At 32.7% G+C, this 25,604-nt stretch carries 20 protein-coding genes and 2 riboswitches; of the genes, 2 read left to right on the forward strand and 18 right to left on the reverse strand.

Translation table 11 applies throughout. The features are described from left to right. Window positions 1–279: 279 nt before the first annotated feature. From uraA to C1I91_RS23045, 8 genes are all read right to left on the reverse strand, one after another. Window positions 280–1,584 carry a uracil permease gene (gene uraA, locus C1I91_RS23010; RefSeq protein ID WP_128215004.1) on the reverse strand — a complete coding sequence of 435 codons (1,305 nt, stop codon included), beginning with the start codon at window positions 1,582–1,584 and terminating at the stop codon, window positions 280–282. 347 nt (window positions 1,585–1,931) lie between these two features. Continuing rightward, entirely contained in the window at window positions 1,932–2,858 is a 927-nt protein-coding gene (locus tag C1I91_RS23015; RefSeq protein WP_164880626.1) for an ABC transporter permease, read from the reverse strand. After that, window positions 2,858–3,910 carry an ABC transporter permease gene (locus tag C1I91_RS23020; protein ID WP_205694249.1) on the reverse strand — a complete coding sequence of 351 codons (1,053 nt, stop codon included), beginning with the start codon at window positions 3,908–3,910 and terminating at the stop codon, window positions 2,858–2,860. The genes C1I91_RS23015 and C1I91_RS23020 overlap by 1 nt, the downstream gene beginning before the upstream one ends. Before the next feature lie 18 nt (window positions 3,911–3,928). Further along, window positions 3,929–5,434, reverse strand: a complete 1,506-nt coding sequence (locus C1I91_RS23025) for an ABC transporter ATP-binding protein (protein WP_128215006.1) — start codon at window positions 5,432–5,434, stop codon at window positions 3,929–3,931. A gap of 74 nt (window positions 5,435–5,508) precedes the next feature. After that, window positions 5,509–6,615, reverse strand: coding sequence for a BMP family ABC transporter substrate-binding protein (locus C1I91_RS23030; RefSeq protein ID WP_128215007.1), 1,107 nt, complete (start codon window positions 6,613–6,615; stop codon window positions 5,509–5,511). Between the two features lie 42 nt (window positions 6,616–6,657). Beyond that, a complete protein-coding gene (locus C1I91_RS23035) occupies window positions 6,658–7,230 on the reverse strand; it encodes a xanthine phosphoribosyltransferase (protein ID WP_128215008.1) in 573 nt (190 codons plus the stop codon). Window positions 7,231–7,344: 114 nt separating this feature from the next. Then, window positions 7,345–7,447: riboswitch (purine riboswitch) on the reverse strand. Window positions 7,448–7,527: 80 nt separating this feature from the next. Further along, window positions 7,528–8,352, reverse strand: a complete 825-nt coding sequence (locus C1I91_RS23040; protein ID WP_420808442.1) for an aldo/keto reductase — start codon at window positions 8,350–8,352, stop codon at window positions 7,528–7,530. A 154-nt stretch (window positions 8,353–8,506) separates the two neighbouring features. After that, window positions 8,507–9,076: an SOS response-associated peptidase gene (locus tag C1I91_RS23045; RefSeq protein WP_128215009.1), complete on the reverse strand. Its 570-nt coding sequence runs from the start codon at window positions 9,074–9,076 to the stop codon at window positions 8,507–8,509. A gap of 238 nt (window positions 9,077–9,314) precedes the next feature. Between C1I91_RS23045 and C1I91_RS23050 the strand changes: the two genes are divergently transcribed. Next, window positions 9,315–10,982 carry a DNRLRE domain-containing protein gene (locus C1I91_RS23050; protein ID WP_128215010.1) on the forward strand — a complete coding sequence of 556 codons (1,668 nt, stop codon included), beginning with the start codon at window positions 9,315–9,317 and terminating at the stop codon, window positions 10,980–10,982. Window positions 10,983–11,205: 223 nt separating this feature from the next. On the opposite strand, the gene C1I91_RS23055 is transcribed toward C1I91_RS23050, so the two are convergent. The 10 genes from C1I91_RS23055 to C1I91_RS23095 all read right to left on the reverse strand — a co-directional run bounded on the left by C1I91_RS23055 (window position 11,206) and on the right by C1I91_RS23095 (window position 23,605). Beyond that, window positions 11,206–12,297, reverse strand: coding sequence for a GerAB/ArcD/ProY family transporter (locus C1I91_RS23055; protein WP_164880627.1), 1,092 nt, complete (start codon window positions 12,295–12,297; stop codon window positions 11,206–11,208). Then, the gene (locus C1I91_RS23060) at window positions 12,278–13,489 is read right to left on the reverse strand and encodes a Ger(x)C family spore germination protein (RefSeq protein WP_128215012.1); all 1,212 of its coding nucleotides are present in this window, start codon (window positions 13,487–13,489) and stop codon (window positions 12,278–12,280) included. Before C1I91_RS23060 ends, C1I91_RS23055 begins: the two co-directional genes overlap by 20 nt. A gap of 39 nt (window positions 13,490–13,528) precedes the next feature. Beyond that, window positions 13,529–15,031, reverse strand: coding sequence for a spore germination protein (locus C1I91_RS23065; RefSeq protein WP_128215013.1), 1,503 nt, complete (start codon window positions 15,029–15,031; stop codon window positions 13,529–13,531). A gap of 501 nt (window positions 15,032–15,532) precedes the next feature. After that, window positions 15,533–15,667: a hypothetical protein gene (locus C1I91_RS29485; RefSeq protein ID WP_275051635.1), complete on the reverse strand. Its 135-nt coding sequence runs from the start codon at window positions 15,665–15,667 to the stop codon at window positions 15,533–15,535. 88 nt (window positions 15,668–15,755) lie between these two features. Beyond that, window positions 15,756–16,655, reverse strand: a complete 900-nt coding sequence (locus C1I91_RS23070) for a tRNA 2-thiocytidine biosynthesis TtcA family protein (RefSeq protein ID WP_128215014.1) — start codon at window positions 16,653–16,655, stop codon at window positions 15,756–15,758. Between the two features lie 96 nt (window positions 16,656–16,751). Beyond that, complete coding sequence (locus C1I91_RS23075) at window positions 16,752–17,744, reverse strand: DNA polymerase beta superfamily protein (RefSeq protein WP_128215015.1); 993 nt, start codon at window positions 17,742–17,744, stop codon at window positions 16,752–16,754. 1 nt (window position 17,745) lies between these two features. Further along, window positions 17,746–18,522 carry a nucleotidyltransferase domain-containing protein gene (locus C1I91_RS23080; RefSeq protein ID WP_128215016.1) on the reverse strand — a complete coding sequence of 259 codons (777 nt, stop codon included), beginning with the start codon at window positions 18,520–18,522 and terminating at the stop codon, window positions 17,746–17,748. Window positions 18,523–18,766: 244 nt separating this feature from the next. Then, window positions 18,767–19,990: a homoserine dehydrogenase gene (locus tag C1I91_RS23085; protein ID WP_128215017.1), complete on the reverse strand. Its 1,224-nt coding sequence runs from the start codon at window positions 19,988–19,990 to the stop codon at window positions 18,767–18,769. A 24-nt stretch (window positions 19,991–20,014) separates the two neighbouring features. Next, window positions 20,015–20,878, reverse strand: a complete 864-nt coding sequence (locus C1I91_RS23090) for a homoserine O-acetyltransferase/O-succinyltransferase family protein (protein WP_128215018.1) — start codon at window positions 20,876–20,878, stop codon at window positions 20,015–20,017. 496 nt (window positions 20,879–21,374) lie between these two features. Beyond that, window positions 21,375–21,484, reverse strand: a riboswitch (SAM riboswitch). Between the two features lie 159 nt (window positions 21,485–21,643). Further along, a complete protein-coding gene (locus C1I91_RS23095) occupies window positions 21,644–23,605 on the reverse strand; it encodes an APC family permease (protein WP_128215019.1) in 1,962 nt (653 codons plus the stop codon). Window positions 23,606–24,158: 553 nt separating this feature from the next. Between C1I91_RS23095 and C1I91_RS23100 the strand changes: the two genes are divergently transcribed. After that, the gene (locus C1I91_RS23100; protein WP_128215020.1) at window positions 24,159–25,448 is read left to right on the forward strand and encodes a transposase; all 1,290 of its coding nucleotides are present in this window, start codon (window positions 24,159–24,161) and stop codon (window positions 25,446–25,448) included. The last annotated feature ends 156 nt before the right edge of the window (window positions 25,449–25,604 follow it).

The raw sequence follows: 25,604 nt of genomic DNA on the forward strand, positions 1-25,604 counted from the left end.
TACAAGCTTAGCCTTAAAACATATTATCTTTCATTCAGCCAAAATATACTCATGTTAAAATCGATTCAAACTATATAACATTTCTCTTTTTTACTGCTTAACCTAAAAAGCTGTTATAAAGCCTTTATATTATCAATTTTACTTAAGAAAAGTTTTCATAATTGCCCAGACAGTATAAAATACCCAACTTCAACTTAGTTAAGAATATTTCTTAAAGTAATAATCTTACACTATAATTGTTGAAATTGGGTGTTTTTTTATATTATAAAGCTATTCTACTTATTCATTCATTAAGTTTAATTTATCGAATACTAAGAATACTAGGTTAAGCACCACACCTACAAGAGTTGCTAGTACCATCCCCTTTATTTCTACAGTTCCCAAAGTAATCTTTATTCCACTTAACCCTACTACGAATATTACTGAAGTCAACATTAAGTTTCTTTGTTTAGAGAAATCAACTTTTTCTTCTACAAAAGTTCTGAACCCTGCTATAGCTATAGTTCCAAATAGTAGAAGTGATACTCCTCCGATTACTGGAGTTGGAACACTCTTTATAATAGCTGCAAGCTTACCTGAGAAACCTAGAACTATCGATAAAGCTCCTGCTCCCATTATTACATATACACTATATACCTTTGTTATTGCTAACACACCTATATTTTCACCGTATGTAGTTGTTGGTACAGATCCGAAAAATCCTGAAATTATAGTTGATAAACCGTCGCCTAACATTGATCTATGTAAGCCTGGATCTTCAGTTAAATCTCTTCCTACGATATTTCCTGTTACAGCTAAATGTCCTATATGCTCTGCCATAACAACAAAGGCTGCTGGCACTATAGTTATTATAGCTGTCATATTGAATTTTACCAATGAAAACTTAGGAATTGCTATTATACTTGCCTTCCCTATTGTTGTAAAATCAACTACTCCCATAACTATTGAAAGTACATAACCTACTATAATACCTATAAGTATTGGTATTATTTTAAAGAATCCTCTACATAGTACTGAACATAATATTACAGTTAATAAAGTTATCATTGATATGATTGCCCAAGTTGGATTAAATACTTTTGTATTTGAACCGCCTACTGCAAAACCAGCCATGTCAGCTGCTACAGGAACTAACTCAAGTCCTATTATTGCTACAATTGCTCCCATTGATGCTGGTGGGAAAACCTTCTTAATCCAACCAACTCCAGTGTAACCTATTAATATAGCTACGGCTGCTAAAACTATACCTACTACTACAAACCCACTTTGGATTTCTCCAAAGCTTAAGTTTTTTCCCATTAAAGCCAAAACTGGTGCTATAAAAGCAAAGCTTGATCCTAGGTATGCAGGTATCTTTTTCTTAGTTATGAAGGCGTATAAAAGAGTACCTATACCATTGAAAAATAGAACTATTGATGGATCTACATTGAATAGAATTGGTACAAGAACTGATGATCCGAACATTGCAAACAAATGTTGCAAGCTTAGTGGAATTGCTGTCTTTAGCGGAAGCTTATCATTAACATCTATACTTCCAACCTTTGAGTTAAGAACTTCTTGTTTCTTTTGTACATTACTTGCCATGAAAAAATCCCCCCTGTTTTGTTTTGGGGAAGCTTACGCTTCCTTTTTAGCCTCTCTGGACTAAATTAAAAGTATGACTTATTCTTCTTTTTATTCTTTACTGTTCACCCTACATAGCTACGCCAAGGCCTTGATGCTACGAGGTTTAGCTAAGAAAAATTTATATATTTTTCTTAATAGTAAAAAAAACTTCTTACTGCCGTAAGAAGTTATAAAAACATACAATAATTTCTATAATTATATTCTACTCCTTACAGCCTCTCTGGACTGATTTAAAGGTTCTTAAGTTATCTAGTAGAATATATCACAGGTTTAATAAAAAAGCAACAAAAAACTTATAATTTGGGTTATCTCTCTTCTCTAAAATAATTATTCCCAAGCCCCTTAGGAGGAGAATTCTTCTTTGATTTTTTTGCTGAAACAAATACCAATACTACTATAGTAACCAAATATGGAAGCATAGATAGGAAATATTGATTTATCGCAACTTTCCCCAATCTGAATCCTATTATATCCAAACCTCCAAATAAATATGCCCCTAGAATTGCCTTATATGGATTCCATGCTGCAAATATAACTAAGGCAACTGCAATCCATCCTCTACCTGCAACTATGTTTTCTTGCCATGCTGGCACATATACTAAGGAAAGATATGCTCCACCTAGACCTGCTAGAGCTCCACCTAGAACAATATTTATATATTTATATAGACCAACATTAATACTAACTGCATCAGCTGATGCTGGATTTTCTCCTACAGCCCTCAAGTTAAGCCCAGCCTTTGTATTATAAATATAAATTCCTATAACAATAGCTAGCAAATATGATATATAGACAAATATATCCTGTGTAAATAGTATTGGTCCTATATATGGAATCTTACTTAATAGAGGTATAGGCATTGGCGCAAAAAAGTTCTTTATTCCTTCTGGAACAACTTGACCTACTACCTTTTGACCAAGTAGGCTTGACATACCAGTACCAAATATGGTTAATGTTAAGCCTGTAACAACTTGATTAGCTCTTAAGGTCACAGTTAACGCCCCAAATATAAAGCCTCCAAAGCCTCCAGCAACTATAGCTGCTAAAAGTGCTAAATATGGACTACCAGTGCTATATCCCACTATAAACCCCATTACTGCTCCTAGAAGCATCATTCCCTCAACTCCTAGGTTAAGGTTTCCTACCTTCTCTGTAAGTATTTCGCCCAAGGTAGCTAGTAAAAGAGGAGTTCCAGCTATTATTGCAGCATGTAAAAATGATACCACATTCATTATTTATTCCTCCTAAAAGAAATTTTATATCTCATAAACAAGTCGCTTCCTAATACAAAGAATAATATAAGTGCTTGTATTACTGATGCAGCCGCGTTAGGTATACCGAAGGCAGTCTGAATATAATTTCCACCTTCTAAAAGCGCTGCAAACAGTATTGAAACTACCATTATTACAACAGAATTCAGATTGGATAACCACGCAATTATTATAGCTGTATTTCCTACTCCTCCAGTTATTTCAGTAGAAAGAGTTCCACTTACTGCTGAAGCTTGAATAAATCCAACTATACCACAAAGAGCACCACTTATAAAAATTGCTTTTAAAATAGTTTTATTTATACCTATTCCCGCATATCTTGCAGTATTGTGACTTTCACCTATAACAGATATCTCATATCCAAGCTTTGAGTGCTTCATAACAAAATAGAATACTACTACGATAATTATTGCAAATATCCATCCTATATGTATGTTAAACAATTTAGGCAATACTGCATTATCAGAAAAGTTAGGTATCTTAGGAAAATTCATTGCCTTCTTATCTCTAAGAGGACCATATTGAAGATAAGTTATGAATTTTAACGCTATATAATTGAGCATTAAAGTTATTATAGTTTCATTTGTATTGAAATAAACCTTCAATACACCAGCTATTAAAGACCACAATCCACCAAAAACTATTGCTGCCACTAACATCAGCAATAATAGTAGCGGTTTTGAAAGATTTGGCATATTAAGAGCCACCAAGGCTGAACCTAGAGCTCCCATAAATATTTGTCCTTCTCCGCCAATGTTCCAAAATAACATCTTAAAGGCAACTGAAATACCTATAGATGCAATAACTAATGGTATTGCTCTTATTATAGTCTGTCTTACTCTATAAGCAGAACCAAAAGAACCTTTTACCATGGAACCAAATACACTTATTGGATCATATCCTAATATAGCTAAAAATATGCCAGATACTACGAATGCTGATAATATAGCAATAACCATTACTTTTATTCTTGTTGTTTTATTAATTTCTTCTCTTTTAATAAGTCTCGCCAAAGCTATCCCCTCCTAATTCTATTCATCTGCTCCAACCATCATGAGTCCAAGTTTTTCTCTAGTGGCATCTTCAGCTTTTATTATTCCGCTAGAAGCTCCATCACACATTACCATGATTCTATCGCAAAGCTGCATTAGAACATCTAGATCCTCACCAACGAACAGAACTGCAGTTCCTTTGGCTTTAGCTTCATTTATCAGATTATATATTATAAAACAAGTGTTGATATCTAATCCTCTTACTGGGTATGCCATTATCAATAATTTTGGATTTGAACTAAGTTCTCTTCCTAAAAGTATCTTTTGAATATTTCCACCAGAAAGGTATTTTATAGGATAATGAATACTTGGAGTCTTTATATCCAAAGTTCCTTTAATAGCTTTAGCCTTTTCAGCCACAGGCTTTCTATTAATTAGAAATCCTTTTTCAGCATAGTAAGTTTTTAGCAGCATATTATCTACCATGTCCATAGAACCTACAAGTCCCATTCCTAATCTATCTTCAGGGATGAAACTCATGCTTATTCCTCTTTTAACGAACTCTCTTGGATTTTTCCCTTCTAAGCTTTCTCCTTCAAATACAATACTTCCTGATTTCACATTACTTATTCCTGCAATAGCTTCACATAGTTCTTTTTGCCCAGAACCAGCTATTCCAGCAATACCAAAAACTTCACCGGCTTTAATATCGAAAGATATTGATTTTACTGCCTCGGATTTCTCTTCATTAAGAACAACTAAGTTATTTACTGTAAGCAATTTATCTTTTGAAGTGCATACCTCTCTCTTAATAGAAAGTTCAACAGCTCTTCCTACCATTGCTTCAGTAAGTTCCTTTGGATTAGTATCTGTTTTTTCTAAGGTTTTTACCGTCTCACCTTTTCTTAAGATAGTTATTTTATCGCAAATCTCCATTACTTCATCCATCTTATGAGAAATAAATATAAGTGCACATCCCTGCTCTTTCATCTTTCTCATAATTTTAAACAGCTTTTCTGTTTCTTGAGGAGTAAATACAGTAGTTGGCTCATCTAGTATTAGAAGCTTTGCACCTCTATATAGAACCTTTAATATCTCTAGGTTTTGCCTTTCTCCAACTGACATGTCCATAACATACTTATCAAGTTCAACATCAAGAGCATAGGTTTCAATAATAGTTTTTATATCTTTATCAACTTTTTTATCATTCCTAAATATGCTCCCTTTTTGACCTAAAAGTATGTTTTCTCTTGCAGTCATTGCTTCCACAAGTTTAAAGTGCTGATATATGGTTCCTACACCATGCTTCATTGCATCTTTAGGTGATGAAAAGCTTACTTTTTCTCCGTTCCACTCCATAGTACCACCATCAGGCATATACACTCCTGAGATTATACTTATTAAAGTACTTTTACCAGCTCCATTTTCTCCTAAAAGTGCATGAATTTCTCCACTGTATATATCAAGATCAATGTCTTTATTAGCAGCTACTTTTCCGAAGGTTTTACTTATTCCTTTTAATGCAATTAAAGGTTTCTTATTCATATCTTCCTCCACAATATAAGAGAACTGAAGAATAGAATTCTTCAGCTCAAATTCAAAATTTTATATAATGTCTATTATTGATTTGGTATAGTACCGTCTACGCCTTGAACGAACCAGTTCATGTTCCAAACTTCATCATCTGTTAAAGTCTTTCCGGATTCAACTTTTACAGCACCTTTTTGATCATTTATTGGTCCAACAAATATTTTGTTTTTACCTGATTTTATATCAGCCTTTGCCTTTTCTACTGCATCCTTAGCATTTTCTGGTGCATTAGCTGTTAATGGAGCTAGATCAACAACACCGTCAGCGTATTCTCCCCAATACTTTCCTGACTTCCAAGTTCCGTCCATTATTGACTTAACAACCTTAACATAGTAAGGTCCCCAGTTCCATATTGCTGATGTCATATTTGCTTTTGGAGCTGTCTTGCTCATATCTGTGTTATAGCCAACTGAGAAAACTCCTTTTGCTTCAGCTGCCTGTTGTGGACCTGCAGTATCTTGATGTTGAGCTATTACGTCAGCACCAGCATCTATTAGAGCTGTTGCAGCATCTTTTTCTTTTGCAGGATCGTACCAAGTATTAGTCCAGTTAACTTTAACCTTAACATTCTTATTTACTGATTGAGCACCAAGCGTAAATGCATTTATATTTCTTATAACCTCAGGGATTGGGAAGGCACCAACAAAACCTAATGTATTAGTTTTTGTCTTAAGTCCAGAAACTATACCATTTAAATACATCATTTCTTGAATCTTTCCGAAATATTGACCTAAGTTATCTGCAGTTTCGTAACCTGAACAATGCATGAATTTTACTTCTGGATGCTTCTTAGCTTCTGACAGCATACCTTCTTGGAAACCAAAGCTTGTTCCAAATATTACCGTAACATTTTGTTCTATCATATCCTCAATAGCTTTTTCGACTTCTGCTTTATCTTCCTTTACGGATTCTTTCGCAACTGTTTCAACACCTAATTCCTTTTGAAGATAAAGTCTTCCTTGATCATGAGAGTAAGTAAAACCGCCATCTCCTACTGGTCCAACATATAGAAATCCAACCTTAGGCTTTTTGTCACTACCTTTACTGCTACTGCTGTCACTCTTACTTGCACATCCAACTAAAAGAAGTGATGATGCTACTATTGCACTGCACAATACCTTAAAAACTCTTTTCATTTATTTCTTCCTCCCTAAGTATAAAATTAATAAATTAAATATTTATTTAAAATATATTTTTCCCTCTTCCATCTTTTCTATTATTGCTAGAGATTCAACCTTAACATCTAATTTTTCTATTTCTTTTCTTCCATTTTGGAATCCCTTTTCAATAACAATACCTACACCTACTACATTTGCACCAGCTTGCTTTACTATATTTATAAGACCAACTGCTGCACAACCATTTGCAAGAAAATCATCTATTATCAAGACATTTTCACCTTGACTTAGGAATCTTTTTCCAACTATTACATTGTAATCTTTATTTTTTGTAAAAGAATGTACTTGTGATTCATAAACTTCTTTATCAATATTTAGGCTATCAGTCTTCTTAGCAAAAACTACTGGCACATACTCAAAATATTGTGAAGCTATGCTTGCTATACCTATACCAGAAGCTTCTATGGTCAAAATCTTGTCCACTTTTTCTTCTTGAAATCTAGCTCTAAATTCCTTACCTATTTCATTTAATAACTTAATATCCAACTGATGATTTAAAAAACTGTCAACCTTTAAAATATTTGACCCTCTAGCTCTTCCATCAGCTAATATCTTTTCCTTGAGTAATTTCATACAATACATCCTTTCAGATAAAAAGATTCATTAAAAGCAAAAAATTCCTGAGCAACTTTCTGCCCAGGAATATACAATTACGAAAATAATAAAATTACAGTATTTCTTATAATTTTACAAGTAACTGCACATTCGTAGTCAGGTAGTTTACGGCCTCCCGGTAGAAACGCTTAATCCTTATTATTAAGCATATACGATGTGAACGTTGTATTAAATTGTTAACTAATTGTTCGCATTTATCTTACACAAAATATGTTATAACATGTCGAAGAAAAAATCAATATAAATTTTTATTTTTTAAAATGTTATTAGATCTGGATCTGGTCCTATTCTTTCTCCAGTGTTGATAGATGCTATCTTTTCCATATCTTCACTAGTTATTTCAAAGTCAAATATTTTCATATTTTCTTCTATTCTAATAGGATTTACCGACTTAGGTATTGTTACAACACCCATTTGCAAATCCCATCTCAAAGCAAGCTGAGATATACTTTTATTGTATTTTTCCGAAAGTTCCTTCATTACAGGTATATCAAAGATCTTTCCTTGCATCAATGGTCCCCAAGCCTCTAATTGGATATCATTCTTTTTGCAGTAAGCTAAAACTTCGTCCTGTGGGAACTGAGGATGGAACTCCACTTGATTTACCATAGGTGTTATTTCTGATACCTGCTTCAGATCTTCTAGATGATGAACTTTAAAGTTGCTTACTCCTATTGATCTTACACATCCATCCTTATATAGCTTTTCTAATGCTTTCCAAGTTTCTCTATTTAAGGCTTTAGGCCAATGTATTAGATATAAGTCTAAGTAATCTGTACCTAGCTTATTGATAGAAGTTTCAAAAGCTTTAAGGGTTGACTCATAACCTTGATCAGAATTCCAAACCTTGCTTGTTAGGAATATTTCTTCTCTTGCTATTCCACTATCTTTTATACCTAACCCTACTCCTTCCTCGTTTTTATATACCGCAGCAGTATCTATATGTCTATAGCCAAGTCTTAATGCCTCTTTTACTGAGTCAACAACTTGCTTACCATCACTTACCTTAAATGTACCAAAGCCTAACCATGGCATCTTTACACCATTACTTAAAGTAGCACAATCTACTATACTCTTCACCACAATTACCTCCTAAAAAAATATTTTATTATTAAATTTATTATATTTTACCATAAAAGTTTAATATATAAAAGTAACATAGTTATTTTTCGTATATTGTTTACACTTAGCAAGCTTCATCTACCTAACATTTGCCTTGCAGTTATATTTCTTATTAAAATAATGTCAACTGCTCACTTCCACTATCCGCAGTTATAGCAAGTACTCCATCATCAATAGTTTTTAACAGCTTTTTTATTTCTTGCATTTCTGTATCTGGATCTAGATATTCGTCTTTCTCATCATCACTTAACATCACTGGCATTCTGTGATGTATCTCGCTCATTTCATTGTTAGAAGCTGTGGTTATTATGACAAAACCATTAGATACTTCGCCATTTTTATCAATAAATTTATTATATATACCAGCCATGTAGAAAACTTTCTCTTTTTCTAAACTAATCTTATACTTTATACCGTTTTTCCATTCATAAAACCAACTTGCTGGAATCACACACCGTTTATTTTTTATGCATTCAGAAAACATCTTTTTCTGAAATAAACTTTCCGACCTAGCATTAATCACCAATGTCTTCTCATAAGGTAACCCCCATTTCATAGTCTCACTTTCTTCATAAGTCATAACTAAAGCCGTATTAGAAGGAAGTTTTTCTCCATGCTCTGAAGTAAATTGCTCAGTATTTTCTACTAAAAAGTTTTTATTAAGATAAAATCTTCCGCACATTGTATCACTACTCCTTATAAATTCATATACTTTAATACATCAGTAATTTATATCAAATTTAGACACAAATTGTCTTCAAATTACATATTCTATACTAGAAGATTCTAGATTGGGTTATCATGTCAAACTGCTTGCATCATGAAAGAATCGCTACATTATTTATTCAATCTATAGATTAATAATATTATACCAAATGTAGTTATCTAATATTATCACTATAGTGAGGTGATTTAAAGTTATGGCTTATATCAATCTGTTACCAACTGATGATGCCTATATTTCAAGCTTAAACCCTAATGAAAATTTCTCATCATCAGCATTTTTGTTGGTAGGCAATTATACAAGGTATAATTGTAATTGTAATATATTTAGAACCTTAATAAAATTCAATTTAAACCCCACAATTCCATATGGAACAATGATATCAAGAGCAACTTTATACTTGTATGTTGATGATATCAAGTTAAAAGATTGTGCCTTTAGAGATTCTGCAATTACAATATATAGAAATACACAAGATTTTAATGAAAACTCTGTAATATGGAATAACGCTCCTACAGTTGAACCTACAGGATACACCAGAGATGTAAATAGAGGAGATAAATATTCATATATAGGCATAGATATAACAGATTTAGTTAAAGGTTGGGCTTTAGGCTTCTATGATAATTATGGAATAACAATAAGAGGCTGCGAAGAGGTTACAAATTCATTATCTGCATTTTCTTCTAAGGAAAGCTCCAATCCTCCTATACTAAAGATATTCTATCAACCTATTGTTGGTCCAACTGGTGCTACTGGCCCTACCGGTGCTACTGGTGTTACTGGCCCTACTGGTGCTACTGGTGTTACCGGCTCTACTGGTCCTACTGGTGTTACCGGCGCTACTGGTCCTACCGGCGCTACTGGAGTTACTGGCCCTACTGGTGTTACTGGCGCTACTGGAGTTACTGGCGCTACTGGTGTTACCGGCGCTACTGGTCCTACCGGCGCTACTGGAGTTACTGGCCCTACCGGAGTTACCGGCGCTACTGGTCCTACCGGAGTTACCGGCGCTACTGGCCCTACCGGAGTTACCGGCGCTACTGGTCCTACCGGCGCTACTGGAGTTACTGGCCCTACCGGAGTTACCGGCGCTACTGGTCCTACCGGCGCTACTGGTCCTACTGGCGCTACTGGTGTTACTGGCGCTACTGGAGTTACTGGCGCTACTGGTGTTACCGGCGCTACTGGTCCTACCGGCGCTACTGGAGTTACTGGCCCTACCGGAGTTACCGGCGCTACTGGTCCTACCGGAGTTACCGGCGCTACTGGCCCTACCGGAGTTACCGGCGCTACTGGTCCTACCGGCGCTACTGGAGTTACTGGCCCTACCGGAGTTACCGGCGCTACTGGTCCTACCGGCACTACTGGTGTTACTGGCCCTACCGGAGTTACCGGTGCTACTGGTCCTACCGGCCCTACTGGTGTTACTGGCCCTACTGGCGTTACTGGTCCTACTGGCGCAGGTTTAAGCGCTTACGGATATTTCTATAATAATATAGGTGGTGTAGTAAACCCAGGTTCTCCTGTTCCTTTTAATGGTGCAGTACAAAATGGTTTTGGATTTACTCCTATATCAACCTTTGTAACTATAGTAACTCCTGGTTTGTATGAAGCTAAATTTATAGTTATAGCCTCAGACACAAACCTTGAAAGTATAGCTCTTAGACTCAACGGAACTCAAATTGTAGATGTAAGTGTTTATACTCATCCTACTCCTACAAACCTAGTAGTAGGGCAAGCAATAATTCCACTAGCCACTTCACAGACAGTAGAATTAATAAACAACTCAGAAAATCCAATAATACTGTACTCTATAAATTCAGTTTCAGCTTCATTAATTTTAAACAATCTTAGCACCTAAACAGCTGTTATAACCCCTTGTAATTACTAGGTTTAACTAGCAAAAATTTTTATATTTTTCTAATCAGTAAAAAAGTTTAGCCCAGATATGCTTTAACATTATCTGGGCTTTTTCCCTTTAAGAAATTGATTAATAATAAGGATAAAACCTTATATAATTCTAATAATATAATTATATAAAGTGTAATACTATCTAATTAGTAAAGCTATATTGTTAATATTATTCATCTGTTAACACGATTTTTTCTAAAAATCATGCATACAAATAAAATTAACGGCACTAGTATAGCTAAACCAAATGATATAGGAGTCCATATACCGCTTAGAAAGTTTATATAGACGTTATGATCTCTTCCTTGATAATAAGTTATAACAGTTGAAACAAGACTCAATGGAAGTAGTATTAATAAATTATTTTTTATCTTTGTAACTTGCTTCATGGTATACATAGAGCAATACAACATTACCACGGACTGAACAAATAATCCCCATACAAAAAAGCTAACCATAATCAACTCATATCTAGGTAAGTATTGAGTAAGTTCAGCACTTCTTACCTGTTGCATACATACAACTACAAATTGCTTCATAACATCAGCACCAAGAACACCAGTCTCAAAAATCGGCCATATTATTACACTAACTATTCCTAAAATTAATCCCCAAAAGGTTATTTTATTTATATCTTTCTTATCAGATATTATGGGATATATTATAAATATTGATAATATAACCATTGATATATCTATAAATACATAGGGGCTCGCCATAATATTTGCCACAATTCCTCTATCCATAATAGGTCTCAAATTTTCTAATTTAAAATCATTTATAGTACCTGCAATCATAGTTATATTAATTAACATAGTCATTATAAACCCAAAAAAGGAGAATCTTATTATAGGCTCTATGCCTAAAAAAGCTCCATATGTACACAAAACTATATATAATATACAAAGCACAATAAATGGCGTCTGAGGAAGTAAATACTCCTTCAGATGCAGTGTTAGAACATTACAAGATATGGTAAATGATATGATAAAATATAGACTAAGAACAACCCCTAAAAAAAAGGATGTTCTTGGTCCTATAAGTTCTTTAGTGAACTCAACTATATTCTTATCCATAAATCTTATTGCTAAAATGCTAGACAACATAACAAATAAGGTACCGATTATAAATCCTATAAGCATGGCAGTCCATGCATCTGCTCCTACCTTTCTGACTACTATTCCTGAGGTTATCCCAATGGCCTTACCATACATAAGGTTTGGTATCAAGAAAAAATATTGCAATTTACTTATCTTTGCCTTCAATTTTTTGCCCACCTTCACTAATTTTTTCATCCTGCATTGGAATTTGGAATAATGAACTAGATCTTATATCTACCTTCACTTCTACTTTTACTGGTACCTTTTTAAATGTTTCGCTCCACTTATACTGCAAGTTTTTATTCCAAGCATTTTTATTTTGTATATGAATAATTCTTCCAAAAGCAACCACATCGCTATTGAAATCTGTCTGCAACTTTCTTAGCGCATCTTCAACATCACCCTTTATCTTTGCTTGAAGCAGGTTTTCAATTTCTTTCTTAAAAACTTCAATTGATATATTTGATGGTCTATCTTGTTCTGCAATATTACCATCTGTAGAAATCTTTATATTTACTTGAGGAAGATTATCAATAATCTTTGTTTTTATGTCAGTATTTATATTGCCAAGCTCAACAGCAACCCTCTTATCATCTAGTAAAGGAGAAGCTACTGATATAATTGAATTTCTTAATTTATGTCTAACAAAATTGATACCTCTTGTTTCATCTGGAGTTAAAAAACCAACAAGTTTATCATGCTTAAAAACTCCTGCTCCTGCAAGTTCCACCTGTGCATCAGTTTTTGATGCACTTGGCACCATATTAAGCTGAGATATTATCATTTCTTGAGTATCACTTTTATAGTCTCTAAATACAGTTAACATATCCGACTTTACACTCTTTCCTGGAAGTTCATTATATTTATAAAGTCTAGCTAAGGCTAGTGCTGGAATACTTTCCATTCCTGTCTTGGCCTCAATATACTTTCTAGCATCACCATTTACCACAGCAACCCAGGTCTTCATCCTTAACTCAACATTATGGGTAAAGAAATCTACTAATGGTGTTATACCATCTTTAGCTACATCTTCGCCAATTATGATTATATTATTATGTGCCCACATAATTCTTCTTGAAGATATCTTTGCAACATTTCTTATGGCATCAAAAATAGTCTTTCCATCTGCTGTTCCAACCCAGGTTGGTTCACTTCCTGAACCTTGATTGCTACTTCCTGCTTCATTAGGCTTTGCAACCTGAAGGGTTACTGAGAATTCATTATCTCCTTTTTTATCTATTCCAACGGCCATTACTAAGCCTAATTCGTTTATTTCTCTCATATCCCAGCAGCCTTGAAACATTGATGTAAATATAAATATCTCTAACAGTATGCAAATAAATTTTCTTTTCCTCATTTGTTTCACCACTTTCCAACTACATAAAAATTCAATTTTTTATGGCTCTGGTTTATTTCCATCCTTAGCCTGCCTATTACTATCTTGAGGCTTAAATATTGAAGAGCGACCCTTCATACTCCACAGTGGTGCTTTAAATAACATATCTTTTTTTCCTCTAGCTATAAAAGGATCTAATGGTCCTAAAAATTGTACCCCAAAAGATTTAAGAGATACTAAATGAAGGGTTATAAATATTCCTGATCCTAAAAAACCTAATATTCCAAACATACCAGTACAGAATAGTATAAAAAATCTAGTTAATCTCAAAGAGTAGGATGTATTGTATGCAGGTATTGCAAAAGAACTTATAGCTGACCCTGCTACAAATATTACAAGCAAAGGTCCCACAAGACCTGCAGTTACAGCTGCTTCACCTACTACTAAAGCTCCTACTATTCCAACTGCCTGCCCTACTGGTTTAGGCATCCTGAGTCCAGCCTCTCTCATAAGCTCAAACATAAATTCCATAAAAAAAGCTTCCATAATTGATGGAAAAGGCACTCCTTCTCTTGAAGCTGCTATCTTCAAGGCTAGAGGGGTAGGAAGCATCTCTTGATGAAAAGACACTAGCATAACATATATTGAAGATAAAGTCATTGACAAAAATAATGCTATAACTCTAAGCCATCTCATAAAAGTTGCCACTTGAAATCTTTCATAATAATCTTCTGCGGCCTGAAAAAACTGCCAGAATACAGTAGGAAGTATCAGGGTAACAGGGCTATTATCCACTATAATAACTATTTTCCCCTCTAGTATAGAGGCGCATGCTTTATCTGGCCTTTCCGTTATTTCAATTTGAGGGAACATAGTATAAGAAGACTCTTCAATCATTTCCTCAATATATGCACTATCAAGAACAGCATCAATTTCAATTCTACTTAACCTTTCATTAACTTCTTTAAGTATCTCTTTATTTACTAAAGTATCTATGTATGCTAAAACCACATCAGTTTTAGTTCTTTTACCAATCTTTATAGCATCAAATCTTAAATCATAATCTCTAATTCTTCTTCTTATAAGCGATGTATTTGATCTTATATTTTCTATGAAACTATCCTTTGGGCCTCTTAAGCTAGCTTCATTTATAGGTTCTGCTATACTTCTCATTTGAAATACACGAGTGGATATAATCATTCCTTGATCCATGGTGTCTATAAAAACTATAGTATCACCAGATAATAAGCTATCTAAAAGTTTTTCAAGATCTTTCGACTTATCCACTGATTTTGAAATAATTCCTTTACTTATAAGCAGATCTAATGCATTACTGTCTTCAGGGTTTATATATTCATTCTTTCTAGACATAAGTGGTCTAAGAAGAACATCTTCTATTTCTGGAGAGCCAATAAGTCCATCAATATAAACTACAAAAGCCTTTTTTTCACCAAACATTGGTATATAAAAATCTCTAAAAGTAATATCACCACTATTACCGAGCTTACTTTTTATGAAGTTTTTGTTGTTCTCAAGCTGTGTAGCCACTACTCTATTTTCCATATACAGCCTCTCCTAACTTCATAACAATATAAAAACTTTTTATATTGTTAAATTGTTATAATTTTATATTTATAAAATCATATAAATATATAGTATTTAAGCGGGTTTTAAGGTTATTCTTATAATACAAAATAAAATTATATTATCTTCTTTATATGACTCAATCAATCAACTTACACTTTATCTTGGTTAATAGGTTTCTCAAAATATACAATTCTAATTATATCCAATAGAAAAGCTACTTATTCACCAGTAATCTTTCCAATAATTACAGCTACAAATAGCAAAAAGTCGCTGAATCGATCCTTATTCAACGACTTTTTGCGCATATGCCTTTTCTGAAAGTATGCGAAGAAATTCTATTAAGTGATATATCCTTTACTTTTTACCTTAAACAGTTAACCTAAAGCCTTGATATTGCTAAGTTTAGCTATCAAAAAATATATAATCTTCTAAAAAGTAAAAAAAGAAGCCGAAAAAACGACTTCTTCAAAGTAAATCTTATTTCTTTTGATATTTAGCTTTAGGTTGATTATCTGTATGAGATGTATGCTCATGAACCACATCTGATTGAATTTCCATACTTATTCTTTCATCTACTTGCTTGCTTTTATCTTTATTTTTTCTAGTTGCCATAATAACCCTCCTTATAAATCTTTTTACTGATCTATACAGTAAAATAAGTTTATGAAGATTATTATCCCACTATATTTTAATTGTATTACTAAACTTCAGTACTCTCATCACTGCCAACATTTTCTTCAACATCATACTCATCTAGGAAGGAGTGCTTTACGCCATCTTTTTCCCAACCTATTATCGAATTCATGTTAACGTTTCTCGCTGCATTAAATATAGATTTTTCTACATCACTGAAGTCCTTCTTTATGTTCTCAATCATTTCTTTTATTTCATATCTCTTATTGCCAATCTTTTTAGCAGCCACCATACATGCGCAGTTTAGAGGCCATATTCCAGCACTTTGAATAAATCTTTTTATATGCATCTCTTCAACATAATACAGTGGTCTTATAAGCTCTATACCTTCAAAGTTATCTGACTTTAATTTAGGAAGCATTGTTTTAAAGTTTCCACCATAAAGCACATTAAGCATAGTTGTCTCAATAACATCGTTATAATGATGCCCTAAAGCAAGCTTATTACAGCCTAGTTCTTTCGCTCTGTTATAAAGTGCACCTCTTCTCATTCTTGCGCACATATAACATGGATAATCCTTTGCTATTTTATCAACTATATCAAAAATACCCGATTCAAAAATAGTTATTGGAATATTAAGATATTCGCAGTTACTTATAAGCAATTCCTTTACTTGAGGATGATATCCTGGATCCATTACTACGAATTCCAACTCAAAATTCATTTGCCCATGTCTTTTTAGCTCTTGAAAAAGCTTGGCCATGAGCATTGAGTCTTTTCCCCCAGATATTGCTACAGCAATCTTATCTCCCTCTTCAATCATCTTATAGTCCTTAATTGCTCTTACAAACTTAGACCATATATGCTTCTTATAAGTCTTTCTCAGACTTGTTTCTATCTCATCAAGTGACTTTCTTTCATTAAATGGAACTACTATCTCGCATCCATTTCCAGCTATACCACTCATATGTTCACCTCGTTATAATATTTAGTAAAGAATATTATAACACCTTTTGTAGTTACTTTTCCATAGCAGATTAGTTGGATAAGATTTACTTCTTACTCAGTTAATCTTATAAAAGCCTTTATATATAAGCGACATAATATCCTCAATTTGTTCTTTATTGGGTATATCTGGTAAATTAGTTTCTTTAGCAGCATAGTTAAAATCTTTTTCACATGAATTTACAATTTCGAATATTTCATTGAAACTATATTTCTCATTTCTTATATCTAAGAATAAAGGAATATACTTTTCTAGTCTTGTTTTAATTCCATTCCCCTCTAGTATGTATCTTCCCGTAATTAAAAGTCTAACTAGATGCATAGCATGCTTATATAGCTTTACTTCTTCTTTTTTATTATTTCGATGATTTAATTTTTCATAACTTCTAACTATATTATTCATGTTAGAATATATTGCTGTAAAATCTCTTAATGGATATTTGCTTAAACATATATCCATGTATATATCTTTTTTTGGCGATTCATTAATGTATAAGTTTATATTTCCACTATCGAAAGTATGATACATTTCATTAAAGCTTAGTAGCTGCTTATTTAAAGTATTTAGTAAATGTTTATTTTTCACATCTAAATCTAAGGAATTATTTGAGAGGGCGTTCTCTAATCTTCGCAATTGAGCAAGAGCATAATTTCCAAAGCTATTTATAACTCTTTTAGAAAGAAATAAATTTGAGTTATCGCGAAGCAGCTTACCATAGGAGTTCATCATATAAATACATTCATCTTCAATTCCTAATAGTTCAAGTGCATGAGGATTAGCACTTAATGCTAGATTAATGTACTTTTTTAATCCATATATTACAGTATCACTGGTTCTATCTTCATATTGTTCAAAAGCTCCAAGCTTAAAAAGCACCTCTTCATCCTCTATTAAGAAACCTCTAAGGTCAATATCGCTATTTTCTCCATTAGTTCCATAACCATAAGAACCACTTACTACTAAATAAATAATATTATTCCTAAGTTTAGGATCATCCCTTAAGAAATCATAGTCAGATGAATTTAACTTTTTTATTATTTTTTCATTCATTTTATTTCCTTTCTAGGCATTTGATAAAAAATTTATTTAACTTATCACTATCCTTATTGCTTCCTTTTCTATTGTTTTTCAAATACTGCTCACAAGCTATGATAAGTGCTTCGGAATATGCTATTATAACTTCACTCCTTGGTATAAGCTCACTTTCATTACTTACTTTCTTTAAATCTAACAATCTATCAATCTCTTCCTTTTGCTGAATACTAAGCTCCATATTTTTATACAAAGGCTCAAACTCCATAGGAGGTATAGATTTATTATCCATAACCCAACAGCATGCAAATAAAGGTCTTAATATATAAAAGTATTTTTTTAATTTACTGGATTGTTCATCTCTAACCTCATCAAGCTTCTTTCTTGCTATATGAAGATAGTGATATATAGTTAAAGTTTCATCAAAGTATTCATTGCAAAGCTCAATTATTTCTTTTTTAAAATCTTCTTTCTCTATATAGACTATTGGTGAGTTAAGCCACTCAATTACAGTTGGATTAGATTTTCTTATGGCTTTTAATGCCTTTTTTAAATCCCATCCATTTACATCGTAAACTTTATCTACCGGTAACTCTATATAGTCTTTTCCCTCATCAATAGAAAGGTAGAACTCTTTACTATTAATATATATAAATCTACAGTCATAGTCAGAGTCTAAGGATTCAAAGCCCCATCCCCTGCTTCCAGATTCAGCTGCATAAAGTATATTAATATCATTATTATTCTCAACTTCAACTAATGTTTGTCTTATCTTGTCATACATACATCTATTCATACATTCATCCCTACTTTCATCAGTTAATATTAATAATAATACCAGTTTATAAAAAATATTAAAAGATTTACAATCTTACTTAATTTCTCTCAAAAAATAAGTCTGTTGAAATTTATAAGTTTAATAAAAGTAAAAAATCATGTATATTAGTTTCTTATCGTATATACATGACTTTATATATTGATATTGTTTAAATGTAGCATATATTATATTTGAAAAATAATTTACCTAAAATATTTGATAATCAGCTTACCTTTAATATCCTTTTAACTCTATTAACATAGGATAATTGCTTTAAAGTAATCAACCTTTCCTCTAGTTCCATTTCCGTATATCCGTCCACTAATAAAGCAACCTCATTATCAAATAAATCTAATAGTTCTGCAGCAGTAAATCTATTGTTGAGCTCTAAGATAAGCTCTTTCTTATTGTCAGTATCAATCCTTATGAGACTTTGTATCTTCTCCTCTGACCTATGTTCTACACTTAGTTTATCTTCAGAAAAACTGTTTATCACAACATTATTTTTATTAAATGCAAGATCAACAATATCTCCATATACAGCTGAAGCTGTTGGAAGCATACCTGCTCCACTGCCTTTAAACACCAATTCTCCCACTGCATCTCCACTTAAAATAACAGAGTTAATCTCATTATTAACTCTATAAAAATCTGACTCACTGTCAATCAGTACAGGCTTTACTGTTGCAAACACCCTATTTTCTTCTTTTTTACTATAAGACAGTAGTTTAATCTTACAATTAGCTTTCTTTGCATAAGCAAAGTCTTTACTATCAATTGATGTTATCCCTTCAACTTTTATGTCTTTCCAAAAAACTCTCTTTTTAAAAGCTAAGGTTGAAAGTATAGCAAGCTTTCTAGCAGCATCGTATCCAAGCACATCAGCATCTGGATTGGCCTCAGCAAAGCCCCTATCCTGAGCTTCTTTAAGAGCCTCTCCATACTCCACTCCATCTTCGTACATCTTTGAGAGTATAAAGTTTGTTGTACCATTTATTATGCCTTTTATGCTTTTTATATCATTACCTGACAAAGACTCAGTAAGAGGCTTTATAATAGGTATTCCTCCTGCCACAGAGGCTTCGAATTTCAATGCTACTCCTTTATCCTTAGCTATTTGAAAAAGCTCTTCACCATATTCAGCAATTAGATCTTTATTGGCCGTAACAACATGTTTACCCAGCTCTAGAGCTCTTTTAACATAACTATACGCTGGATTTATTCCACCAATAACTTCAACAAGAATATCCCAATCCTTTGAAAACACTTCTTCGCAATCCTCAGTTATTACTTGATTAAGCTTTTTATTATTATGCTTTTCCTTATGTTTTACTAAAATTGCTTCTACCCTTATATTAAGTTTTTCATCTTTCTCTCTATTTTTTTCAATTAACTCAACAAGTCCTGTTCCAACCACACCATATCCCAATAAAGCTATTCTTTTCATATATACCTCCACTTAATCTTCTTTTTACTGTAGTTTTAAAGATCTCCTAAGCCAATTTTCATACAGCTTAACCCCATCCTCTTGCCAGCTTTCAATAATGTCATTATACGGATCATCATTGACAAAATAATTTTTAGGAATATTTATAGAAAGGCCTTTATTTAGATCTCTAAAATATTCATTTTTTAAAGTCTCCTTATGGTATTCACAGTGGCCTAGTATATAGAGCGAATTATCATCAACTATAATATACTCGCCAGCCCCTTCAGAATAAGCCAAGGTTGTCAAAGCACTATATCTTCTTATATCTTCACTTCTAAGTCTAGTATGTCTTGAATGCGGAGCATAAAAGTTATCACTTATTCCTTCAAGCAGCAAACATTCTTCTAGTTTTTTATGCTTAAATATTCCAAACACCTTTTCTTCACAAAGTTCTTTTCTAATTCCATAGTAGTGATTGAGTGCAGCCTGAGCTCCCCAGCATATAAACACTGATTTTTTCCCCTTTGATTTCATATAATCCATAATTTTATTCAATTCATCTATATAGGATACCTGATTAAATTCTAATTTTTCTACTGGTGCCCCAGTAACTATTAAGCAGTCAATATCTTCCTTAACTTCATCAAAAAACTCATAGTTTTCCTCTAAATATTCATTAGGAACTGATTTAGAACTATGGGTTAATAGTCTTATAAAGTTAACCTCTAAATCAAGTTTAGTCCTTGATAATAGTTCCAAAAGCTGTTTTTCAGTGTCGTATTTATTGGGCATTAGATTTAAAATTCCTATTTTAGGCAAGTTCTCATCAGCAATGTCTACACAAATATTTGGGTTATATCTCATTAAATCTGCTCCAACTATCTTTTTACCACAATATATCGTCATGTCATCCTCCTAAAATAAAATACTGATTTTTTACCTTCCTTGGCTTTTTTTGTGCATCTGCCTTTTCTAAACGTATGTAAAGAAATTCTGGCAGGCGGCATAATTTTTTTACTTTCTCCCCTAAAAAGCTATTCTAAACCCTTGAAATTACTAGGTTTAGGCAGCAATTTTTTTCACTTTGTTAAAAGTAAAAAAGACTACCTTTTATGGAGAAAATGCTCCATAGGTAGTCTTCTATCAAAAATATAATAATTACTAAAATCATCTTTATAATAATCATATATAAATCTGCTTTGATTATATATGACCTTGCGCTAATAATAGAGAATCACAATAAAATGTTATTCTCCATACTATAAAGCCTCTGACTTTACTTAAGTATAGTCTATATATCTCTATAGAAATAATTTTTATAAAAAAATAAAAGCTATTACTATAGAGATATAGAAATAGCCTTATACATCGCAATTAAATAATTTAAATGTGTTTAGCGTATCCGTTATCTCTCAGGAAAATCTCCTGCAGGATTTAGCACAATTCTAGCTAATGACTGCTAGCTGTTGCTAGGCTTCAAAGGGCCAGTCCCTCCACCATTCTTGATAAAAGACCTAAATATTCAATTATGTTTGCTATAATTATACAAGAAAAACTTACATGTTAAAATATCCAATTAAGATAATAAGAGCAAAATCAAACAGTATTATCGATGATTTACTCCTATTATCTTGATTTTTTATTGCTTTACTCTTTTTTTCTATTCATTGCTTAGTTATTAAGCTTATTTGTTTCCTGTGTTTCATCTTGCTTGTCGCAGCAATTATTTTTAGCCTTAAAGCAATCTTTATCAGTATATTCTTCCATGACCTTCTCCATGTTACCTGAAGCATAGTCATTTTCTATTATAAATGGAACAGATATAACAGCTATATTTCTTCTCTTAAGTAAAGTAGTTCTTAGGAACATCGCTGTTTGATTGTGTAGTATATTTCCCCACCACTTTTCAGCATTAAATTGAGGAATAACTACTGTAACCATATCCTTTTTCGATTGTCTAAAGTTCCCATTTTCTATAAATTCAACTAAAGGATTAACAACTTCTCTATAATCAACAGTTCTTATTACTAGTGGAATTCCCATTTCGTACTTATCCCACTTTTCCTTAAGTCTTGCAGTCTCTTCTTCATCTGTAGAAGCATGGAAAGCAGTTATATCATCAGATAAACATTTTGCGTAGTTTATTGTTTTAATAACAGCTTCATTTAGTGATCCTACTGGAACTATAAACCTCTTAGCTGCATTGCTATTAAATACAGGGAAGTAGTTATTATCCAAACTAAGCTGTCTAGCAACCTTAGTATAATGTCTCTTTATTCTCTTCATAACAAGCATTACTGAAGGAATTAATATTATAACAACCCAAGCACCATGCTGGAATTTTACAAAAGAAATCACAATTAAGGTTATAAATGTTATAGTAGCACCAAATCCATTTATAAAAGCCTTATGTCTCCATCCTGGAGCTTTTGTACGTACCCATCTCATTACCATTCCGCTTTGAGATAAAGTAAAGGATATAAATACACCAATAGCATACAAAGGTAACATCAAGTGATTTTCACCCTTGAATATTATAACTAATATTGATGCTGAAACCGCAAGAAGTATTATACCATTAGAGAAGCTTAATCTATCTCCTCTTTTTGCAAACTGTCTTGGAGCAAACCCATCTCTAGCTATAAAAGAAAGCAGAAGAGGAAAATCTGAAAAAGCAGTATTTGCAGCCATTATAAGTATTAACGTAGTAGCAAATTGCATAACGAAGAATAAAATACTATTTTGTCCAAAAACTTGTCCAGCAATTTGTGATATAACAGTTCTATCACCACCTGCTGATGTATGATATATAGTTGAAAGGTATGATACACCACCAAATATTATAACAACTATAGCAAATAATAGACCTAATACTCTTTTAGCATTCTTAGTAGCTGGAGCTTTAAAGTTTGCAACACCATCACTAACAGCTTCTATACCTGTAAGTGCTGTACATCCAGCTGCGAAAGCTCTTAAAAATAAGAAAAGAGTCATATCACCAGCAGTACTTGCCATTTGAGTTTTTACCGCTTCTGTTGGAACATATCCAAATATAAGATATTTTATGATTCCAACTCCTATCATAAGCAAGGTTATAAATAAGAAGAAATATGTAGGTATACTGAATATCTTTGCAGAGTCTCTAATACCTCTTAAGTTACCAATCGTCATTATAAGTATTATAAGCAGAGTTAATGGAACTCTAAATTCTAGTAACGAAGGAAATGCTGAGGTAATAGCAGCAACACCAGCTGTAGAACTTACTGCAACGGTCAATATATAATCTGTTGTAAGTGATGCTCCAGCAAGTAAACTAGGCATAACCCCTAAATTCTCTCTGGAAACTATATATGATCCACCACCATTTGGGTAACTATCAATAGTTTGTCTATACGAAAAAATCAAAATGCATAGCAATGCAATGATCGCAAAAGTTACATGTAATAAGTACTTATAGGACAGTATACCCATTACTGGAATAAGAACTATAAGTATTTCTTCACAAGCATAGGCTACTGAAGAGATTGCATCGGATGATAAGATCGGTAGTCCTCTAAAAATACTAAACTTTTCATGTTTAATCTGTGATGATTTTAAAGGCTCACCAATGACCTTTCTTTTTATCTTTTCCATAAAATATCCTCTCCCGAAATATTTCTAAATTATTAATGAAACAATTTTGTATTATAGCAGTGTGCGTGACAAGCTTCAAACTCATTAAATCGCTCTAAATTAATAAAAAATTAATATATATCAAGAAGAACTGATGCTATTTATTATAATTACCGATTTATAGTCGAAAACCTCTCAATTTAGCCAAATTTAACATATGTCTTCTTACTTTTTTAATTACTGGATACAAATAATTTAAATACTTTGAACGCATAATATTAAATATAAGAATTCATAAGATTATTGTAAACATTTAACACAGCTGTATAACTCAATTACTAATTTTAATATAAAATGCTACCATCCTTCACTAGTGTAATTTTTTATGTATTGTGTAATCTTACAAATTATATATATTTTAATTTTTTTTTAATATATAATTACCTAAGTTTCGTACAAACGAAATTTTAGTGTCTTCCATATTATAGTTTCCATAAAATAAAAAATGGATAATACCAAGCCTTGAAGTATAATTTTCTTGCGAAGAAAAATTAATAAAGGCAGGTATTATCCTATGAATAATTTTACCTTTACTCAAGAGTCATGTAAAGAAGAAACTACTTCCACTTGGTTGGCAGCAGTTATGCAGTTCGGTCTTAACACTAATGTTTTCAGTCCGCTAGAGAGCTTTAAGCTCAAGATGAAGGAAGTAAGATACTCTGTTTACCAAAAACTTATTACGACGATGATGTCTATTGTCACTGGCTGCGAGACAACTAAAGATATCAACGAAAAACTTTCTGGAGAAAAGCTAACGCTGAGTATGTTCGGCATGGAAACAGCTCCTGACCAATCTCAGATTAACGAATTAATAAGACGATTTGATTCAGATAGTATAAACCAGTTAGAAACTATTCATCATAGTATTTTTAAGGAACACAGCAACTCGGCCAACTCTCATGAGAGAGTTATCGTAGATTGTGATCAAACAGGATTAATAGCTAATGGTAAAAGTTTTGAATTAGCTAAAAAAGGCTATTTTGCTAAAAAGAAGAATCAAAGTGGATATCAACTTTCAGCGGCATTTGCAGGAGATCAGGCTGAGACTGTAGCAATGTTTTTAGATTCTGGAAATTCTCATTGTACAGACCACTACGATGATTTGCTAAAATCTATACTATCAAAATATAAAGACCAACTTCGTCAAGGTAATCTAATATTAAGAACTGATAGCGGATTTGGTTCAACAGAAAACATTGAAAAGCTACGATCAATCCCTAAATTAAAATTTATAACAAAAGCATATTCTACTAGAACACCAAGAACTATTGCTAAAGATATAGATTACTCAAAATATACTCAAGCTGATGAAGCTGCTTGGGTATATGAACTACCTCAGAATAGCGGAGTTAGATATATCTTGGTGCAGACTCTGTCTAAAAGAGGAAACTTAAAATATTCCATGCTTATAACCAACATAACTAGCAGTGAAATGAGTCCGGTAGAAATATTCCATTTTTATAATAAGCGTCAAACTATAGAAGCTTTCTTTAAGATGGCTAAGAACATATATCATATAAAAAATCTTAGAACTTCAAAATTTCACGGCATATATGGATTCTTATGGCTAGTATTTATAACACATAACTTGATAAGTTGGTTTAAGTCGACCGTTCTTTATGGAACGGACCTTGAAAATGTAGGGGTAAGAGTATTGATTAAAAGCATTGGCAATATAAAGGGATTTGTAAAAAGAACTTCTGATGGAATCAAAGTAATTATTCCACCAATGACAAAGCTATCTAAGCTAATTGCTGACGCACTTTGCCGGCCTAAATATATACAATTGACTCTTAATATTTAGGGTTTTTAATAAATATAACCAATACAAGCTGCCAAAAATGGGAATTTATTTTGGGGCTTAATTGATATTGGTCTTTACAAAGTGACATAATAATCCATTCAACTTTCTGTAAATAACTGCATTATTATGGTACATAATTCATTTAACTGGAATCCA

Source organism: Clostridium manihotivorum (assembly GCF_004015185.1).
GTDB classification, from domain to species: domain Bacteria; phylum Bacillota; class Clostridia; order Clostridiales; family Clostridiaceae; genus Clostridium_AR; species Clostridium_AR manihotivorum.

Excerpts from the sequence above, each read along its gene's own strand:
- C1I91_RS23045 (WP_128215009.1), bottom strand. The coding sequence starts at position 9,076 with ATGTGCGGAAGATTTTATCTTAATAAAAACTTTTTAGTAGAAAATACT.
- C1I91_RS23065 (WP_128215013.1), bottom strand. The coding sequence starts at position 15,031 with ATGGAAAATAGAGTAGTGGCTACACAGCTTGAGAACAACAAAAACTTC.
- C1I91_RS23095 (WP_128215019.1), bottom strand. The coding sequence starts at position 23,605 with ATGGAAAAGATAAAAAGAAAGGTCATTGGTGAGCCTTTAAAATCATCA.
- C1I91_RS29485 (WP_275051635.1), bottom strand. The coding sequence starts at position 15,667 with ATGGCAACTAGAAAAAATAAAGATAAAAGCAAGCAAGTAGATGAAAGA.
- C1I91_RS23015 (WP_164880626.1), bottom strand. The coding sequence starts at position 2,858 with ATGAATGTGGTATCATTTTTACATGCTGCAATAATAGCTGGAACTCCT.
- C1I91_RS23050 (WP_128215010.1), top strand. The coding sequence starts at position 9,315 with ATGGCTTATATCAATCTGTTACCAACTGATGATGCCTATATTTCAAGC.
- C1I91_RS23100 (WP_128215020.1), top strand. The coding sequence starts at position 24,159 with ATGAATAATTTTACCTTTACTCAAGAGTCATGTAAAGAAGAAACTACT.
- uraA (WP_128215004.1), bottom strand. The coding sequence starts at position 1,584 with ATGGCAAGTAATGTACAAAAGAAACAAGAAGTTCTTAACTCAAAGGTT.
- C1I91_RS23075 (WP_128215015.1), bottom strand. The coding sequence starts at position 17,744 with ATGAATGAAAAAATAATAAAAAAGTTAAATTCATCTGACTATGATTTC.
- C1I91_RS23085 (WP_128215017.1), bottom strand. The coding sequence starts at position 19,990 with ATGAAAAGAATAGCTTTATTGGGATATGGTGTGGTTGGAACAGGACTT.
- C1I91_RS23060 (WP_128215012.1), bottom strand. The coding sequence starts at position 13,489 with ATGAGGAAAAGAAAATTTATTTGCATACTGTTAGAGATATTTATATTT.
- C1I91_RS23070 (WP_128215014.1), bottom strand. The coding sequence starts at position 16,655 with ATGAGTGGTATAGCTGGAAATGGATGCGAGATAGTAGTTCCATTTAAT.
- C1I91_RS23080 (WP_128215016.1), bottom strand. The coding sequence starts at position 18,522 with ATGAATAGATGTATGTATGACAAGATAAGACAAACATTAGTTGAAGTT.
- C1I91_RS23030 (WP_128215007.1), bottom strand. The coding sequence starts at position 6,615 with ATGAAAAGAGTTTTTAAGGTATTGTGCAGTGCAATAGTAGCATCATCA.
- C1I91_RS23035 (WP_128215008.1), bottom strand. The coding sequence starts at position 7,230 with ATGAAATTACTCAAGGAAAAGATATTAGCTGATGGAAGAGCTAGAGGG.
- C1I91_RS23025 (WP_128215006.1), bottom strand. The coding sequence starts at position 5,434 with ATGAATAAGAAACCTTTAATTGCATTAAAAGGAATAAGTAAAACCTTC.
- C1I91_RS23090 (WP_128215018.1), bottom strand. The coding sequence starts at position 20,878 with ATGACGATATATTGTGGTAAAAAGATAGTTGGAGCAGATTTAATGAGA.